15 protein-coding genes and 2 pseudogenes are annotated in these 16609 nt (G+C 68.0%); 11 read left to right on the forward strand and 6 right to left on the reverse strand.

The annotated features are described in order from the left end of the window. The first annotated feature begins 158 nt into the window (after positions 1 to 158). The 4 genes and pseudogenes from PV679_RS34560 (at position 159) to PV679_RS34575 (ending at position 2607) form a co-directional block, all read left to right on the forward strand. Positions 159 to 683: a hypothetical protein gene (locus tag PV679_RS34560; RefSeq protein WP_319685105.1), complete on the forward strand. Its 525-nt coding sequence runs from the start codon at positions 159 to 161 to the stop codon at positions 681 to 683. A gap of 134 nt (positions 684 to 817) precedes the next feature. Continuing rightward, positions 818 to 973 (forward strand): hypothetical protein, encoded by a 156-nt coding sequence (locus PV679_RS34565; RefSeq protein WP_319685107.1) that lies wholly within the window; start codon positions 818 to 820, stop codon positions 971 to 973. Positions 974 to 1421: 448 nt separating this feature from the next. Then, positions 1422 to 1610: pseudogene (locus PV679_RS34570) on the forward strand (cytochrome P450); the annotation flags it as partial. Between the two features lie 187 nt (positions 1611 to 1797). Then, positions 1798 to 2607: a hypothetical protein gene (locus tag PV679_RS34575; protein ID WP_319685130.1), complete on the forward strand. Its 810-nt coding sequence runs from the start codon at positions 1798 to 1800 to the stop codon at positions 2605 to 2607. A 117-nt stretch (positions 2608 to 2724) separates the two neighbouring features. Here the strand turns inward: PV679_RS34575 and PV679_RS34580 are convergent. Next, positions 2725 to 2981 (reverse strand): annotated as a pseudogene (locus PV679_RS34580) (IS5/IS1182 family transposase); the annotation flags it as partial. Between the two features lie 322 nt (positions 2982 to 3303). Between PV679_RS34580 and PV679_RS34585 the strand changes: the two are divergent. The 7 genes from PV679_RS34585 to mltG all read left to right on the forward strand — a co-directional run bounded on the left by PV679_RS34585 (position 3304) and on the right by mltG (position 11469). Next, a complete protein-coding gene (locus tag PV679_RS34585) occupies positions 3304 to 3969 on the forward strand; it encodes a response regulator transcription factor (RefSeq protein ID WP_416069865.1) in 666 nt (221 codons plus the stop codon). Between the two features lie 125 nt (positions 3970 to 4094). Then, a complete protein-coding gene (locus tag PV679_RS34590; protein ID WP_319685110.1) occupies positions 4095 to 5363 on the forward strand; it encodes a HAMP domain-containing sensor histidine kinase in 1269 nt (422 codons plus the stop codon). A 147-nt stretch (positions 5364 to 5510) separates the two neighbouring features. Further along, the gene (locus tag PV679_RS34595) at positions 5511 to 7775 is read left to right on the forward strand and encodes an MMPL family transporter (RefSeq protein WP_319685112.1); all 2265 of its coding nucleotides are present in this window, start codon (positions 5511 to 5513) and stop codon (positions 7773 to 7775) included. Positions 7776 to 7843: 68 nt separating this feature from the next. Further along, positions 7844 to 8503 (forward strand): LmeA family phospholipid-binding protein, encoded by a 660-nt coding sequence (locus PV679_RS34600; protein WP_319685114.1) that lies wholly within the window; start codon positions 7844 to 7846, stop codon positions 8501 to 8503. 863 nt (positions 8504 to 9366) lie between these two features. Beyond that, the gene (locus tag PV679_RS34605) at positions 9367 to 9522 is read left to right on the forward strand and encodes a hypothetical protein (protein WP_319685115.1); all 156 of its coding nucleotides are present in this window, start codon (positions 9367 to 9369) and stop codon (positions 9520 to 9522) included. Positions 9523 to 9665: 143 nt separating this feature from the next. After that, a complete protein-coding gene (locus PV679_RS34610; protein ID WP_319685117.1) occupies positions 9666 to 9944 on the forward strand; it encodes a hypothetical protein in 279 nt (92 codons plus the stop codon). 673 nt (positions 9945 to 10617) lie between these two features. Next, entirely contained in the window at positions 10618 to 11469 is an 852-nt protein-coding gene (gene mltG, locus PV679_RS34615; RefSeq protein WP_319685119.1) for an endolytic transglycosylase MltG, read from the forward strand. A gap of 21 nt (positions 11470 to 11490) precedes the next feature. On the opposite strand, the gene PV679_RS34620 is transcribed toward mltG, so the two are convergent. The 5 genes from PV679_RS34620 to PV679_RS34640 all read right to left on the reverse strand — a co-directional run bounded on the left by PV679_RS34620 (position 11491) and on the right by PV679_RS34640 (position 16571). Continuing rightward, on the reverse strand, positions 11491 to 12579 hold the full coding sequence (locus tag PV679_RS34620) for an NAD(P)-binding domain-containing protein (RefSeq protein WP_319685121.1): 1089 nt from the start codon (positions 12577 to 12579) through the stop codon (positions 11491 to 11493). A gap of 83 nt (positions 12580 to 12662) precedes the next feature. Further along, positions 12663 to 13856, reverse strand: a complete 1194-nt coding sequence (locus tag PV679_RS34625; protein WP_319685123.1) for an LLM class flavin-dependent oxidoreductase — start codon at positions 13854 to 13856, stop codon at positions 12663 to 12665. After that, positions 13853 to 14902, reverse strand: a complete 1050-nt coding sequence (locus PV679_RS34630) for an ABC transporter substrate-binding protein (RefSeq protein ID WP_319685125.1) — start codon at positions 14900 to 14902, stop codon at positions 13853 to 13855. Before PV679_RS34630 ends, PV679_RS34625 begins: the two co-directional genes overlap by 4 nt. Positions 14903 to 14973: 71 nt before the next feature. Next, positions 14974 to 15732 (reverse strand): ABC transporter ATP-binding protein, encoded by a 759-nt coding sequence (locus PV679_RS34635; protein ID WP_416069864.1) that lies wholly within the window; start codon positions 15730 to 15732, stop codon positions 14974 to 14976. Then, a complete protein-coding gene (locus PV679_RS34640; RefSeq protein WP_319685129.1) occupies positions 15705 to 16571 on the reverse strand; it encodes an ABC transporter permease in 867 nt (288 codons plus the stop codon). Before PV679_RS34640 ends, PV679_RS34635 begins: the two co-directional genes overlap by 28 nt. Between the last annotated feature and the right edge of the window lie 38 nt (positions 16572 to 16609).

Here is a 16609-nt window from a genome sequence, read left to right on the forward strand (position 1 = left end):
CCACCATCGACCGGACCACCTACAAAGCCACCATCACCGTCAACATGATCATGAGCAGCCCTTGACGTCCCCAGCCCCGCCTTAACTGAACGGCGTTGCTCCTAGCGGACGACCACACCCTGCAAGCCCACCGAGACGCTGCCATCCGCCTGGTCCAGATGGTCCACGACGTCTCACGGCCCCAGGCAGCCAAGTTCCTCGGACTTCCGCCGGCCCGAGCATTCAACAGCGGCACGCAGATCACTTCCTGGCTCCGTACCAGCGGCAAGGAATCCGAGTACCTCCAAGCAATCACACGGATCGCCGATCGCCTCATCACGGAACCCCTTATCGACTACCACCAGCGCCGCGAATCCCTGCGCGGCTGGAGCCTGCACGACACCGACTGGGACGCCATCGTGGCGGACATCACCAGCGGACACCCCAGAACCGCCTGGACGAATGAAGACCGTCTTGCAGCCACGATCTACGTCTGGGCCCGGGCCACCAGCAGCGAACCCTGCCTCCAGCCAGCCCTCCAGCAAACCTCCAGCCCACACCCGGCCCTACGTCACCTCGGACGCATGACCCATCGACCCGCTCGCAAGCACCGCGAACTCACGGCCGCGCTCGACCGCTACCTCCCCAACGTCATCGCGCAGACCGAACACACCAACGCCCTAAACTGTTCCGTCCCAGCGTAGGTGGCAGGTGGTGACCTGCGTATCTGCCAGATGGTCTGGGACTCCGAGCCGGTGGCATTCTCAAACGATCCGGCTTTCGCGGTGGTGGTGAACTGTCGTACCGCCCAGTGCGGTTCACGCCTCGCGGCGGCAGCGTGCGTGTACGGATAGGCAAGGGCGAGAGGGAGGATCTGCTCCAACGGGTCACGCTGGCCACGATTCAAGGCGTGGAGCGGCGCCAGCAACCCGGCCGCCCACTGCTGGGCTCCGGCGGGATCCAGCAGATCAATGAGGCTGCTGCTGCGACGTAACTGCGACATGGCGGTGGCAACTTTCTCGGCATGAATCCCGAGAACGACGAGCCCACCGGATCCACGGGCCACCGCGACCGCCCGCCCACAGCTGACCGCATGGCCGACTTCACGCAGCTCTGGGACACACGACGCCTTCCCCGCGCGCACACGGCGACTACCTGAACCTCGCGATGGACCTCTTGGCCCTCGACGAGGATCCGGGGCCAGCCGCGTAGGCAGCTCCTCGCGAGTCCCCTGCGCCGATCGATCCGCGTGACGACCTGTGCTGCGTGGCGCGCTCGCCGACGCCGCTGTCCTGCTGGAGCGGAACGGCTTTGAGCAGGCCGAGATGCAGGCGGGCTCGGCGGGCTCCTGGGAACGGAGCCCGCCGACGCGCAGCGGGTTACGACCGGCGCAGGATCCGTGCCCAGATCGACGGCTCGGGTTGAAGCATCGCGTTGGCGGCCTGCACGGCGGGCGGCTCGGCGTGGACGACGCACTCGACGAGGCGCTCTGGCGCGACCCGCCGATGAACAACATGCCCGCCCGCTACGCACTGCGCGACACCGAGCTGGGGGGACAGCAGATCCGGCGCGGCGACGTACTCATCCTGGGGATCAGCGCCGCCAACGACCACCCCGCGGCCCGCGCCGAGGCAGCACGCTCAGAGACGGCGGGCAGGTGCGGCTGGCGGCCAGGCGACGCGCAGGCCGGGCTGGGGCCATCGGTAGGCGCGGTGGAATGTGCCGGAGTACCCAAGGTAGCGGGGGGCCGCCGTCGAGCGGCTCCTTCACGCCCTTCCCGCCCGCCTCTGCGCCGAAGCCGAGGTCTGGGTGCGCGTGATGCGCGGGAACGGCCGCCGGCCCTCCCCGGTCGTGGACTGGGGAACCATCCGCCACTACGCCCACTACAGCCTGCCGGTCCTGCGGCAATGGGGAGCTCAGGTCAGCAGCCTCCGCGAGATCACCACCACGGACGTCGAGGCCGTCCTCGAAACGGTCACCGGCCACCGGGCCCACGCACTCCACAGCAGCCTGCGGTCCCTGTTCCGGGCACTGAAACGTGAGCGTGTCATCTTCCGCGATCCGGCCCGCGGCGTCTCCGTCACCTACGTCGCGAGCGCACCCCGCCGCATCCCCTCCGACCGACTCATCGGCCTGATCGACCGCGCACCCACCGCCATGGCCAAAGCCGTGGTCGCCCTGACCGCAATCCACGCCCTGGGTCCGACCGAGATCGCCCGCCTGCAGTTCACCGACCTCAACCGGTCAAAGGGCCGCATGACCGTCCGCCGCAACTACGGCCCCGACACCCTCTACCTCGACGAACTCACCACGAAGCTCCTGGCGAACTGGCTCCGCGAACGCTTCGAACGCTGGCCCCGCAGCACCAACCCCCACCTCTTCGTCACCCAGCAGACCTCCCTCGACCCCACCGGACCACCCCTCGCTAAATTCACCCTCCGGCCCCTCTTCCTCAACCTCGGCATCCAGCCCCGGCAACTCCGCATCGACCGGATCCTCGACGAAGCCCACGAGACCGCCGACCCCGTCCACCTCATGCGTGGCTTCGGTATCAGCGACACCACCGCCATGAAATACGTCAAGGCCGCCCACCCTCACCGCTTCACCAAAGACCCAACACGGGCCTAACAGTGACAGGGACGGTGAGAACCGGTGAGCGCCCCTGGGATCCGAAGGCAGCACACCCTTGCGACTGAGCAAGGTCAAACCCTCGCACCTCGACATCCACGGTCGCGCCCTCTATTACAGATTGGCTCCCGAGATTCTGACGGACAGGGGCAGACCGGTCCGCTCGGTGATCAAGTGGATCTTCGACCCGTACTTGCCCCGGTCCACAGCATTCGGACCTGTCAGGTCCCCCTTTTCAGAGCACGCATGTTCACCGAGTCGATCGCGCACCCCGACCAGTCCAGCTCACCCCGGGAGCCGAGTTCGTCAAGCACCACGCGGTGGAGCTTGGCCGACACCTGGGCCTTCGTCCACTCCGAGATTCGATTGCGTGCCCGGCAGGTTGAAGCCGTCGGAGTATGCACCGCCGAAACTTGCTCTGCGGTGCGTGGAGAACACCCAGGGTGACCGGCCAGAGTGTGATGACGACGATGAAGTGGCGGGCGCACCGCTCGCCCAGGCCCTGGAGCCGCCCCTTCCCCGCTGCTCTTCGCGCTTCCTCAGCGTTCGTGGGGCTGCCGCTTCCATGTATACCGTGGCGTTCGCGGCACAGAGTCGGCGGGAAAAGACGCGTGTTTGTGCCCGTGCCCGGGGTCGTAGAGGATCGGGACTTACGCGTGCGGCGAAGGAGTGGTGGTGGAAGACGGAGCCAAAGGCATGGTGCTGGTGGTGGAGGACGAGCGGCACATCGCGGATCTACAATCCCTCTACCTGCGGCGTGAGGGCTTTTCTGTTCAGATCGAGAGCGATGGCAACAGTGGTTTGCGGGCTGTGCGGCGTCTCAGGCCGGTGGCGGTCATTCTGGATATCGGGCTACCCGGTATGGACGGCGTCGAGGTATGCCGGGCACTGCGTGAGAGCGGGGACTGGACGCCGGTTCTCCTGGTGACGGCCCGCGACAGTGAGACGGACCGTGTGCTCGGACTGGAGCTGGGGGCCGATGACTACATCACCAAGCCGTTCTCGCCCCAAGAGCTGATGGCCCGGGTGAAGGGACTTCTGCGGCGTTCACGTATCACCGGCTCCGGCGGCTCGACCCGCACCGCCGGCCGCACGCGTATCGATGTTCTGACGCGGACTGTCATGGCGGACGGGGAGCCCGTGGAGTTGACGGCGACCGAGTTCAACCTGCTGGCCCGTCTGGCGGAGAGCCCAGGAACGGTGTTCACCCGGGAACAACTCCTGGCGCACGTGTGGGGATACGGCGACTACAACGGGCGCGTAGTCGATGTCTACGTGGCGCAGCTGCGTGCCAAGCTGGGGGACGCGAGCCCGATCCGCACCCATCGTGGTGTCGGATACAGCGTGGTTCCGACCACGTGAAGAGCGATCGGGTGGCCGCGGTTTCCGGCAGGAAGCGCGGGACGCTCACGCGTTCCATCATCACCTCCACCACTTTGGTCGCGGCTTTGGCGGCGCTTTTGACGTGCGTGGTCGCCTGGCAGCTGGTGCGTTCCAGTACCGAGTCCGAACAGCGCGAAACCCTCTCGCGGCAGGCGAAGGTGTGGGCCGACACCCCGCGGCTGTCCCTGCCGCTGCTGCACCGCCAGCAGCGTATCGCGGGCTTCAACGGGATCCGCCTGGCGCTGGTGCCGCCCTCGGGTCCCGTGACAGGCGGATCCGCCCCCGCGGTGAGTGGCCGGACCGCCGCGGCCCTGAGGGCCGGACATCAGGTGTCCCTCACGGGTCAGCTGGACGGGGAGGACGTTTTGCTGGAGGGCGCGCCGACCGCTGTAGGCGGCGGCATCGTGCTCACACAGCCCTTCACCACCGTTGATCAGGCGACGGACCACACCCGACGTGTACTGCTGCTGCCCACCGCGATCGGTCTGGTCAGTGCCACGTTGGCGGGCGGCCTGCTGGCCCGGCACATCACCCGGCCCGTCAAGCGGGCCGCGTCCTCGGCCCGGCGGCTGGCCCGCGGGGAGCGGGGAGTCATCGTGGAGCCGGGCCGGCACCGGGAGATCGCCGACCTCGCGGAAGCGCTCACCACCCTGGACACCGGCCTGCGACGCAGCGAAAAACGTCAGCACGATTTCCTGACATCCGTCTCCCATGAGCTGCGGACGCCGCTGACAGCCATCCTCGGCTACGCGGAAGCCCTCGCAGAAGGTGTCGTGGACCAGGACGACACGGCACCCGTCGGCACCGTCGTGCTCGCCGAGGCCCAGCGCCTCGAACACTTCATCCAGGATCTCCTCGATCTCGCCCGCCTGGACGCGGACGACTTCCGCCTGAACGTGCAGCGGATCGATCTCGACGCACTGTTCGAGGAGGCGGCCAGAACGTGGTTCGTACGCTGCGAGGGCAAGGGCGTACGGTTCCGCTACGAAAGCCCTGGCCGGCCCGTGACGGCAGAGACGGACGGCTTTCGCGTGCGGCAGGTGATCGACGGGCTGGCCGAGAACGCCCTGCGTGTGACACCGCCCGGTGAACAGCTCGTCTTCGCTCTGCGCGACATCCCGGGCGGCGCCGAGTTCCAGATCCGCGACGGCGGTCCCGGCCTCACCCCCGACGACATTTCCGTTACTTTCGACCGCGGGGCACTGTACGCCCGCTACCGGGGCAGCCGACCCGTCGGCAGCGGCCTCGGCCTGGCCATCGTCCATCGCCTAGTCCGCCGCCTGACCGGACAGATCAGCGTCGCCGGCACGTCACCGGAGGGCGGGGCGTCCTTCACCGTCACCCTCCCGCGGTCCCCCGAAGCAAGCACCTGACACCGGCCCCGGCCAACGGCCCGGACGCCGTCCTGTCCTCCTGCGGCCACGCGTGCGGATCGGGCTCCGCCACCAGCGGGAAGATCCTTACCGTCCCCAAACATCATCCTGATACTGCCCGCATCCGGGGCCTCCACAATCCGTGCCATGGCTACAGTCCCACCACCCACTCCCACCTCGCCGGGCGTCCCACTGGAACCGTTCGCGCCGTCGAAGCTCTACCGGCTGGGCACCTGGTGCGCACGCAGGCCTTGGCGGGTCCTCGCCGTGTGGCTGCTGGTACTTGTCGCGTCCGTCGCCGCCAATCGCGCAATCGGCGGTTCGTACGAGGATGATTTCACCCTTCCCGGCACGTCCGTCAATACCGGCTCAGAGCTTCTCAAGGAGCACAAATCCGGGGCCGGCGGCACTTCGGTGCCGATCGTCCTGCACACCGGCAGCGGCACGCTGGCCGACCACAAGAGTGATGTCACGGAAGTCAGAAGCAGTCTCGAAGACCTGAACAGTGTGCTGTCCGTCTCGGACCCCTTCGCCACACCGGGGGCTGTCACGAAGAACCAGCAGACCGCGTACATCACGGTCCGGTTCAGCTCGAATCCCCTCACATTCGACAAGACGTATCTGGACGGTGTCGACGCGGCTGTCGCGCCCCTCCGCGCCGACCAGGTCGAGGTGGAATACGGCGGTCAGCTCGGGCAATTGGCGAAACCCAAGGGCGGAGACCGCGTTTCGGAAATCATCGGTCTCGGCGTGGCTCTGCTGGTTCTCCTGATCGGCTTCGGAAGCCTCGTCGCGGCACTGTTCCCCCTGCTCAGTGCCGTCATCGCGCTGCTGTGCGGGATCTCGCTGCTGGGCCTGCTCGCCGCGGTGTTCACCTTCGGCGCCGCCTCACCCACCATCGCCACCATGATGGGCCTGGGCGTGGGCCTCGACTATGCCCTGTTCTTGACCACCCGCTATCGCAAACTTCTGCATGACAGCCCCGACGCGGCTACCGCCGCCGGCAGAACCGTCTCGACCAGCGGGCGGGCCGTTGTTGTCGCCGCCGTGACCGTCGCCATCGCCCTGGCCGGCCTCTATGCCTCCGGCATCGTGTTCATCGGTACCCTCGGAGCGGCAGCGGCCGTGACCGTCATCGTCTCGGCAGCCGCGTCCCTCACGCTGGCACCAGCCCTCCTTGGCCTTGTCGGCACAAAGATCGACAGGTGGCATGTCCGCACCCCGGTCGACGAGCCCGACACCCAGGACGACGTCTGGGCCCGCTGGGCCGGAGCCGTCAAGCGCCGCCCCAAGACATGTTTGGTGACAGGCGTCCTGATGCTGGGGATCCTCGGTATCCCCGCTCTCTCCATCGACCTCGGGCACCTGGGCGCCGGCAACGACGCGTCGGACACAACAAGTCGCCGGGCCTTCGATCTGATGACGGACGGCTTTGGGCCCGGCTCCAACGGGCCCCTGACCGTCGTCGTGAAGGTCGACCAGAAGCAGACCCCCACATCCGCCGACCGCCTGGCGCTCTCCGACTCCGTACGGGACGTCGTCGCGGACAACGCCAACGTTGCCTCCGTCGGCGCCGCCGTCTCCAGCCCCGACAACGCGCTCTTCACCGTCAGCGTCACGCCCAGGACGGGCCCCCAGGACGACGCCACCGCCGACCTCGCCCACACTCTCCAGGACACCACGCTGCCCAAGGCAGTGGGCGACGACGGGGCGCAGGCATACGTAACCGGAACGACGGCCGGTCAGATCGCCTTCACCGACATCGTCGTCGAACGCCTGCCGCTGATCATCGGCGTCGTCGCCGCCGCGGCTTTCCTCCTGCTGCTCCTGGTCTTTCGCAGCGTCCTGATCGCGGTCAGCGCCGCCATCCTGAACATGCTCTCCATCGCCGCCGCCTACGGCGTCGTGGTCGCCGTGTTCCAGTGGGGCTGGGGCGGATCATGGATCGGGGTCCACGAGACGGTCCCCATCGAGTCCTACGTACCCATGATGATGTTCGCCATCGTCTTCGGCCTCTCCATGGACTACGAAGTCTTCCTCCTCTCCCGCGTCAGAGAAGCCTGGATCCACACCGGGGACAACGACACCAGCATCGCCACCGGACTCAGCTCCACCGCACGGGTCATCACCTCCGCAGCACTCATCATGACCAGCGTCTTCCTCGCATTCCTCCTGTCCGACAGCGTCGTCATCAAGATGATCTCCCTCGGACTGGCCGTCAGCGTCATCGTCGACGCCACCGTCGTACGGCTCATCCTCGTCCCCGCAACCATGTACCTGTTCAAGGGGGCCAACTGGTGGATCCCCCGCTGGCTCGACCGGATCCTGCCCCACTTCGACCCCGAACGCCCCTCGCAACCCGCCCCCGCCACTGCGAAGCCGGTCCACACTGCGCCCACTGAGGAGACCTGATGCGCCCCAAACCCTATTCGCAGCCACCCCCCAGCCGGCTCCGCCGCCTCCTCAGGAACAAACCCGCCGTGGCCGCGATCGCACTGGCCACGGTCGTGGTACTCCTCGCCGTCGGCAACCTCGCGGCTCGTACGGTTATCGAGAACAGGATCTCCGAAGCCATCTCGAAGAAGCTGGGTTACGACGTCGACGTGACACCAGGCGGTCCACTCTCACTGGTCGCCGTCGTGAAGAAACACGTCGATACCGTGAAGGTGAGCAGCGACAACGCCAAGATCGGCAACTTCGACAACGCGGACATGCACATCCGGCTGAACGACGTTGCCTTCGGCGGCGGCACCACCACGATCGGCAGCACACAAGCCGAGATCGAAATACCGGCCAGCGCCATAGCCCAACAAGTTGGCCAGGGACAGGTCCAGGTCGCCGGAGTCCGGCCCGACCCCACGACCAACACACTCACCCTTCAGATGGGACCCGGCGGCGTTGCGGAGGTCAACCTCAAACCCAAGATCGACGCCGGCCACCTGACCTTCGCCCTCGAAGGGGTGAACATATTCGGCCGGCCCGCACCCGACCAGTACAGGCAGAAAATCGAGGACCGGCTGCCCGACAGCTCCAACCAGAAGGCGTACCCGCTCGACATGTCCATGAAGACAGCCCAAATGACCGACAGCGGTGTACGCGTCACACTCCAGGGCAACAGCACTGAATTCAAACGTTCCTGAGATATCAGAAGCTGTATCCCCATCGATCATGAAGACGGTTCAGGTGCAGCACGAGGGTTGTCGAAGCCAACTCACATGCTTCGTGGTGCTGCCGAGACGCTGGGTGGTGGAGCGCCCCCTGTGATGGCTGGTGCGATCGAGGCTCCTGGGCCGCGACTTCGAGACACTGCCCGCCAGCGGCGAGGCGTTTATCTGGTGGTCCGCGACCATGCTCATGAGCCGCCGCCTGGCCCGCACGACGGCCGTCGGCGGGACACTCAGCACCCCGCGTCAGGTGCGGGCGACGCTTGCGGCATGAACCGGGCCCGACGGCAGGCGGGCCGGCCTGGGGAGGGCAGATTCAACGGCTCGTCGAGGCCATCGCTCGGGGACCAGTTGGGGACCACACGATGTGCGCGGTAAACGCACGACAGAGCCTCCCAGACACACCATGCACCCGGACTAAGTCTGCTATCTGCGGATAATCCAGGTGACCCATACTCCTGGGGGGTCAAGGGGTCGCAGGTTCCAATCCTGTCGTCCCGACTTGCTTTTCGGCAGGTCGCAGGCGGTATCGGAGAAATCCGGTACCGCCTTTCCGTCGTTCTTGGGGACCGGTTGAGGACCGGTCGGCCCAGGCCGTGTTCTAGGTTCTAATTCCTGTGCACGCCCTGCACGGTGATGATCAAGATGTGGGGCGAGAGGAACTTTCTGATGAGCAGTGGTCGGTGCTGGAGTTATTGCTGCCTCCGGTGGGCACTAAAACTGGCGACAGTTGAATACGAGAGCCCACCAGTACCGAGGGCCACGACGGCGCGTTCTCCGGCACGGACCTCAGCGCCCGCCACCCGCGCACTGGCGAGCTGCTGTCCACCGTGAAGTTCATGGTGCAGACCCTCGCCGCCGCCGGAGAACTCCAGCGCGACCTCCAGCGCGAGCTGACGTACGACCGGACTGCGGGCTGCCGAAGCCAAGGAGAACAAGGGCGGGCGCCGCCCGGCCGTCTCGACCGGGAAGACTGGGCCGTGCGTGCCGCGTAGCTGGAAGGCCGGTCCATCGCCGCCCTCTCCCGCGACACCGCGTCAGCCGCGGCGCCATCCGTACCGCCGTCGCGGACCTGCTGCCCGAGTACACGGCCGCAGACCCGGACGCCCCGGCCCCGGAGTTGCCGGTCGTTCTCGACATGCCGGGCAAGGTCGCCGACTTCCTCCACGCCGCCGAGTTGGAGCCCGTCGAACGCACCGCCCTCGATCAGGGCGTGACCGTACGGTGCGGCCAGGGCTACACCTTGCGCATCACCGCTGTACCCACGATCCACCGCCGACTCCTCGACCTCTGCCAGGCCCTCGACGGCGTTGCGGCGGTCCCTGCCCAGCGCAAGACCCGCCGCGAGTACGAGAACCGCGTCAACCTGCACGCCCCCACTGCGGGTCTCGGAAGTCAGTCACGCTCCGCTACATGACGGGTGGCGGCGGCTATTACGAGAACAGGGCCGATCCGGCAGGCGGAACGATCGTCAACTGCGCTCGGTCACACGGCAAGAGACGGGCCGGACCGGACATCGACTGCGGACGCCTCCGTCTCGGGCCAAGGTGTACTTCGTCCCTCCACAGGGCCGCGGGGACTGTTCGAGGATGTCGGTGATCCGCTCGCTCGCCATAGAAGGCCCGAACCCGCAGGCCAGCCAAGCCCTAACCCACCACTGACCCGCAGGTTCCCAGCCACAACCATCTGAGAATCCACGAACCCGTCAGTTTCACGCCGCACCGACTTCGACCACATGGTGCGGCTCGGATGGCTCCACTCCGCACAGGGGGTGAGAACGGACAACCTCTCAGGGCGCCACGCAGTGAGGATCCGCCAACTGCAGTGCGACACGACAACACCGGAGCGACCAGGCGAGCCTCCCCGATCGAGCAGTGACAGATAGCCAGCCCAAGTGACAGCTATCTCGACCAATCACAAGCGGCCGGACGGCCAACCCGGAAGACAAGGCACCGAATTCGGTCACATATTCGAATGCTCCGGTGGGTGCTCGCTCTCCGTGTCCGGGGTTGCCGTCCGTCCGTATGCCTTCCGTGTCGCCGGGACCTCAGGTGCCGGGATCGGTGATCACTCCGGGTTAGCGTGCGCGCATGATGAACGAGCCTCCGCGAGCCAGGCCCAGGCGCAGACCCCGTCTGACCCGCCGTGGCCGACTCGTCGTACTGATGTCCACGGCCCTGCTCGCCGGGGCCGCGGTGCTGGTCCCCGTACTTCTGCTGGGCGGCGAGCCGCCGAAAGTGGCACGGACCGCGCTGGTCGTTCCGGAGGGCCGGCGCGCCACTCAGGTGTACGCCGCCGTCGACCAGGCCCTGGGCGCGCCTCCCGGTGCCACCCAGAAAGCGGCGGTCGGCGCGCGGCTCAAACTGCCGCCGGCCGCCCGGGACAATCCCGAGGGCTATTTGTTTCCGGCGACATATCCGATCAGCTCCTCGACGACCCCGCGCAGCCTGCTGAGCTACATGGTCAACACCGCGAACCAGCGGTTCGGGGCCGAGCGCATCAGAGAAGGCGCCCAGCGCAACGGCGTGACCGTCTATCAGACGGTCACCATCGCCAGCATCGTCCAGGCCGAGGCCGAGACGGCGGCCGACATGGGCAAGGTCGCCAGGGTCGTGCACAACCGGCTCGCGCAAGGGATGCCGCTCCAGATGGACTCGACACTCAACTACGCGCTGAACCGCTCCACCCTGGACACCAGCCATCAGGACACGAAGATCAACAGTCCGTACAACACCTATACGCGCAAGGGCCTGCCGCCCACTCCGATCGGGAATCCCGGAGAGGAGGCGATGAACGCGGCGATCGCTCCCGCGCACGGAGACTGGCTCTACTTCGTGACCGTGGCGCCCGGCGACACCCGCTTCACGAACAGCTATGAGGAGCATCAGAAGAACGTCGAGGAATTCAACGAGAACCGCAGGAGCTCGCCCGCTCCCGGCTGATCCGCAGGCGTCTTCGGTCGCTCAGGCCGCGGCCGGTTCACGCGCCAGCAGCCGCGTGATCTCCCGCACCGCCGCGCGTCCGGCCCGGTTGGCGCCGATCGTGGAGGCCGAAGGCCCGTACCCGACGAGATGGATGCGTTCGTCCCGTACGGCCCGGGTCTCCTCGACCTTGATGCCGCCGCCGCGCTCACGCAGTCCAAGAGGTGCGAGATGGTCGATGGCCGCGCGGAACCCGGTCGCCCAGAGGATCACATCGGCCTTCACCGTCCGTCCGTCGGCCCAGACAGCGCCGTCCGGCGTGATCCTGTCGAACATCGGCAGCCGGTCGAGCACACCCTCCTCGCGCGCCCGTGTGATGGCCTCGTTCACCGGCAGCCCGGTCACCGACACCACGCTCTCCGGCGGCAGCCCCTGCCGTACCCGCTGGTCGACAAGCGCGACAGCGGCCCGACCCTGCTCCTCACCGAACGGTCCCTCGCGGAAGACGGGCGGCCGGCGTGTCACCCAGGTCGTGGCCGCCGCCACCTTCGCTATCTCCATCAGATGCTGGGTGCCGGAAGCCCCGCCGCCCACCACGATCACCCGCGACCCGGCGAACCGCGCGGGACCCGGATAGTCCGCCGTGTGGAGCTGCGGGCCGCGGAAGGTCTCCTGACCGCGATAGCGCGGCCAGAACGGACGGTCCCAGGTCCCCGTGGCGTTGATCAGCGCACGCGCCGACCAGGTGCCCTCGGACGTCTCCACCAACAGCCGCCCGCGTGGCCCTTCGCGTACCGCGGAGACATCCACCGGCCGGTGGACCCGCAGATAGAAACGCTCCTCGTATGCCGTGAAGTACGCGCCGATCACCTCGGAGGAGGGCCTGCCGTCATCGGTCTCGGCGGTGCTGAGCTCCATCCCGGGCAGCGAGTGCATGCCGTGCACCTTGCCGTATGTCAGCGAGGGCCAGCGGAACTGCCAGGCGCCGCCGGGCCGCGGGGCATGGTCCAGCACCACGAAGTCCCGGTCGGGTTCGAGGCCCGACCGCCGGAGATGGTAGGCGCCGGACAGGCCCGCCTGTCCGGCGCCGATGACCACCACATCGATGTCCCGCGCCCCGAGTTCGTTCACGGTTCTGCCAACAGCTCCGGTATCGGGGATCTTCCCGCCGAGCGGTCCCGGGCCGGCCGGCCGACAAGTCCGGAGCAAGCCGGTCAGCGGCCTCCGGCGAACAGCAGCGGAGCACCTCCGGGCGCGGCCGACGGCCGCCCGTTCGCCGCCGGCACCTCCGAAGGCCGCTGCGCGAGCAGACCACGTGCCGCCAGCTCCGGAGTCACACCCTCTCCGAACCAGTACGCCTCCTCAAGATGCGGATAGCCGGAGAGCACGAAGTGCTCGATGCCCAGCTCGTGTTCCTCGATCCGGTCCGCCACGTCGGCGTGGCTGCCCACCAGCGCGGTGCCGGCACCGCCCCGGACCAGACCCACACCGGCCCACAGATTGGGCGAGATCTCCAGCCGGTCGCGCGAGCCGCCGTGCAGAGCGAGCATCCGCTGCTGGCCCACCGACTCACTTCTGCCCAGCGCCTGCTGAGCGGCGGCGACCGTCTCCGGATCGAGATCGTCCAGCAGCCGGTGCGCCGTGGCCCAGGCATCCTGTGCCGAGTCCCGCGAGATCGTGTGCAGCCGGATACCGAAGCGGACCGTGCGGCCCCGCTCCTCGGCCAGCCCACGGATCCAGTCGATCTTCTCCTTCACCTGAGCGGGCGGCTCGCCCCAGGTGAGATAGACATCCGCGTGCTCCGCGGCCACCGGTCCGGCCGCCGCCGACGAGCCGCCGAAGAAGATCTCCGGCAGCGGGTCGGGCGGCAGCGCGGTCAGTCCGCCTTCCACCTGGTAGTGCTCGCCGTCGAAGTCATAAGGACGCCCGCCCCAGGCTCCCCGGATCACCGAGAGGAACTCCGCGGTCCTGGCATAACGCCGGTCGTGGTCGAGATGATCACCGAAGCGCCGCTGCTCGGTCGAGTCACCGCCGGTCACCACATTGAGCAGCAGCCGGCCACGGGTGATGCGCTGATACGTGGCCGCCATCTGCGCCGCCAGCACCGGTGAGATCAGCCCGGGACGGAAAGCCACCAGGAACTTCAGCCGCTCGGTCTGCTGCGCGAGTGCCACGGTCGTCAGCCAGGCGTCCTCGCACCAGGTGCCGGTCGGCGTCAGTACCGCCTCGAAGCCCAGTCGCTCGGCCGCCTTGGCGATCTGCGCCAGATATTCGATGTCCGGAGCCCGGACCCCGCGCACCGGTGTGATCTTGGAGCGTCCGATGCCTCCGTCGGTGTACGCGTGGCGGTCCACGAGCGTACGTCCGTCGCCTCCGGTCGGCAGGAACCAGTGCAGATGAATGCTCATCGGGAAGAGGCCTTTCCGTAGCTGCGCGCCGGTGAGGTCGACGGCGGCAGATCCTTGTTGAACCGGTCGTCCACGTACTGGGCGAAGTCGAAGCGGCGGGGAATGAGCTTGAGGTCGGCGAAGGTGTCGGCGATGTCCTGCTCGGAGTCGATCGCGGCCTGGTCCAGCGCGACCGGCACACGGGTGCCGTAGCTCAGTTTCACCGCGTCCAGGGCGACTTCGTACGGCAGGCCGGTGTCCTTCGCCCAGACCTTCGCCCACTCCTCGGGATGGTCGAAGACCCAGTCCTGTGCCCGGCGCAGCCGCTCGATGTAGTCGCCGATCGCCGCGGCCTTCTCCTTGTCCTTGAGCGCGGCCGGCGCGGCGACCTGGAGATTCAGACCGTTGACGACACCCTGGCCGTCGGTCAGCACCCGGCCGCGTCCGCCGTGCAGCACCTGCGAGGTGTACGGGTCCCACACCGCCCAGGCGTCCACCTTGCCGCTGGTGAACGCGGCCAGGGCGTCGGCCGGCTGCAACAGGGTGACCTTGATGTCGTCGAGAGTCAGACCTGCCTTCTTGAGGGAGGCGATGAGCTGGTAGTGCGCCGAGCTGCCCTGGGCGACCGCGACCGACTTGCCCCTGAGGTCGGAGGCCCGCTTCAGCGGTGAGTCCTTCCGTACGAGGATGGCCTCGCCCCGGGAGTCGCCGTGTGTCGCGGCCACCACCGTGATCTTCGAGTCGGCCCCGGCGGCGAAGACCGGCGGAGTGTTGCCGACGGAGCCGATGTCCACGGCGCCGGCGTTGACGGCTTCGAGCATCGGCGGCCCGGAGGTGAACGTCGACCACGTGACCTTGTACGGGAGATCGTCGAGCTCACCCGCGGCGCGCAGAACGGCCTCCGAACCGCCTTTCTGGTCGCCGACGTTGAGAGTCAGAGAGCCCTTGCCGTCGGTGTTGCCTCCCGAGCCTCCCGAACCGCCCGAGGCATCGGTGGACGAGGCGCCCGAGCAGGCGGCGAGAAGCAGGACGAGCGGCAGCAGGACGGCGGGCAGAACGCGTTTCATGGCGGGCCGGCTTTCTGACGGGAGCGGAGCGGCGGGACGGGACACCGCACGGAATCGGTGCGGGACAGCACCTATGCGGCGGCGCCGGGCGCGGCCGGTTCGTCCACGCCCAGCTCGGTGAGCAGCCGGGAGCGCAACGCGGCGAAACCGGGATCGCCGACGGAGCGCGGACGGTCCAGCGAGACCTGTGTCTCGTACGCGATGACGCCGTCCCGCATCACCAGTGCCCGGTCCGCGAGCAGCAGCGCCTCCTCCACGTCGTGGGTGACCAGCAGTACCGCGCAGCCGCGCCGTTGCCACAACTCGGCCACCAGCCGCTGGGCCTTGATCCGGGTCAGTGCGTCCAGTGCGCCGAAGGGCTCGTCGAGCAGCAGAAGATCGGGCTCCCGGACCAGAGCCCTGGCGAGTGAGGCACGCTGCGCCTCGCCGCCGGAGAGTGTTTTGGGCCAGGCGCCCGACCGGTGGCTGAGCCCGACCTCCGCCAACGCGCTCTCGGCCACGGCCCGTTCCGGTTTTCCGTCCAGTCCGAGCAGCACATTGCGCCAGACCCGTTTCCAGGGCATCAGCCGAGGGGCCTGGAAGGCGACCGCGCGCCGTTTCGGCACGAGCACCGTGCCCTCGATGTCGCGGTCGAGGCCGGCCAGCACGCGCAGCAGAGTCGACTTGCCGCAGCCGCTGCGGCCGAGCAGCGCCGTGAACTCGCCGGGCCGCAGCGTCAGATCGAGCTTGTCGATCACCGGACGTCCGTCGAAGGCACGGCTGAGCCCCTCGACTCGTACCGCCGCACCGGAGAACACCGGACTCACTGGCCCTTGAAGGTCGGTCGCCATTGCAGCAGCAGCCTTTCGAGAGTGCGGACGACGGCATCGGCGAGGAGGCCGAGAAAGGCGTAGACGACCAGGCAGACGACGATGACGTCGGTGCGGAAGAACTCCCGGGCCTGGTTCATCAGGAAGCCGATACCGGCGTCGGCGTTGATGGACTCGCCGAAGACCAGGGCCAGCCAGGCGGTGGCGAGCGAGTACCGCAGGCCGGTCATCGCGCCGGGCAGGGCGCCCGGCAGCACCACATGCCGGATCAGCCCCCAGCGGCCTAGCCCCAACGACTGTCCCGCCTCGATGAGTTGCTCGTCGACGCCGCGGATCCCGGCGTACACGTTGAGATAGAGGTGGAAGGCGACACCGAGCGCGATGAGCGCGATCTTGGGAGCCTCGCCGATGCCCAGCCAGATGATGAACAGCGGGATCAGACCGACCCATGGCACGGTGCGCAGCATCTGTACGGTCGCGTCGACAAGATCCTCGCCGAGCCGGGAGAGCCCGGAGACCAGGGCCAGCGCGATTCCGGTCACTCCGCCGAGCAGCAGGCCCACGGCGACGCGCTGGAGTGAGATGGCCATGGCGGACGGCAGAGTCCCGTCCGCGATCAGATCGCCCGCGGCCCGGGCGATGGTGCCGGGCGAGGCGAGGATGTCGCGGTGCAGTACGCCGGTCGCGCTCAGCACCTGCCAGGCGATGAGGAGAAGCAGCGGACCGATGGTGCGGCGCAGCCAGCGCGGCACGGAGCGGCGCCGGGAGCCCGGGGCCGAGGCGGGCGTGACCGGTTCCAGTTCGGGTTGTTGATTCGTTGACCGGGCGGATATGTCCGGCGGGGCATGATCGACGGTCACGGCGGCTCCACAGGCAGCGGAAGGGCGGGGGCGGGAGC

The organism is Streptomyces sp. AK02-01A, assembly GCF_033795305.1.
Classification (GTDB): Bacteria; Actinomycetota; Actinomycetes; order Streptomycetales; family Streptomycetaceae; genus Streptomyces.

Excerpts from the sequence above, each read along its gene's own strand:
- PV679_RS34560 (WP_319685105.1), top strand. The coding sequence starts at position 159 with ATGGTCCACGACGTCTCACGGCCCCAGGCAGCCAAGTTCCTCGGACTT.
- PV679_RS34575 (WP_319685130.1), top strand. The coding sequence starts at position 1,798 with ATGCGCGGGAACGGCCGCCGGCCCTCCCCGGTCGTGGACTGGGGAACC.
- PV679_RS34585 (WP_416069865.1), top strand. The coding sequence starts at position 3,304 with ATGGTGCTGGTGGTGGAGGACGAGCGGCACATCGCGGATCTACAATCC.
- PV679_RS34595 (WP_319685112.1), top strand. The coding sequence starts at position 5,511 with ATGGCTACAGTCCCACCACCCACTCCCACCTCGCCGGGCGTCCCACTG.
- PV679_RS34605 (WP_319685115.1), top strand. The coding sequence starts at position 9,367 with ATGGTGCAGACCCTCGCCGCCGCCGGAGAACTCCAGCGCGACCTCCAG.
- PV679_RS34610 (WP_319685117.1), top strand. The coding sequence starts at position 9,666 with ATGCCGGGCAAGGTCGCCGACTTCCTCCACGCCGCCGAGTTGGAGCCC.
- mltG (WP_319685119.1), top strand. The coding sequence starts at position 10,618 with ATGATGAACGAGCCTCCGCGAGCCAGGCCCAGGCGCAGACCCCGTCTG.
- PV679_RS34625 (WP_319685123.1), bottom strand. The coding sequence starts at position 13,856 with ATGAGCATTCATCTGCACTGGTTCCTGCCGACCGGAGGCGACGGACGT.
- PV679_RS34630 (WP_319685125.1), bottom strand. The coding sequence starts at position 14,902 with ATGAAACGCGTTCTGCCCGCCGTCCTGCTGCCGCTCGTCCTGCTTCTC.
- PV679_RS34635 (WP_416069864.1), bottom strand. The coding sequence starts at position 15,732 with ATGGCGACCGACCTTCAAGGGCCAGTGAGTCCGGTGTTCTCCGGTGCG.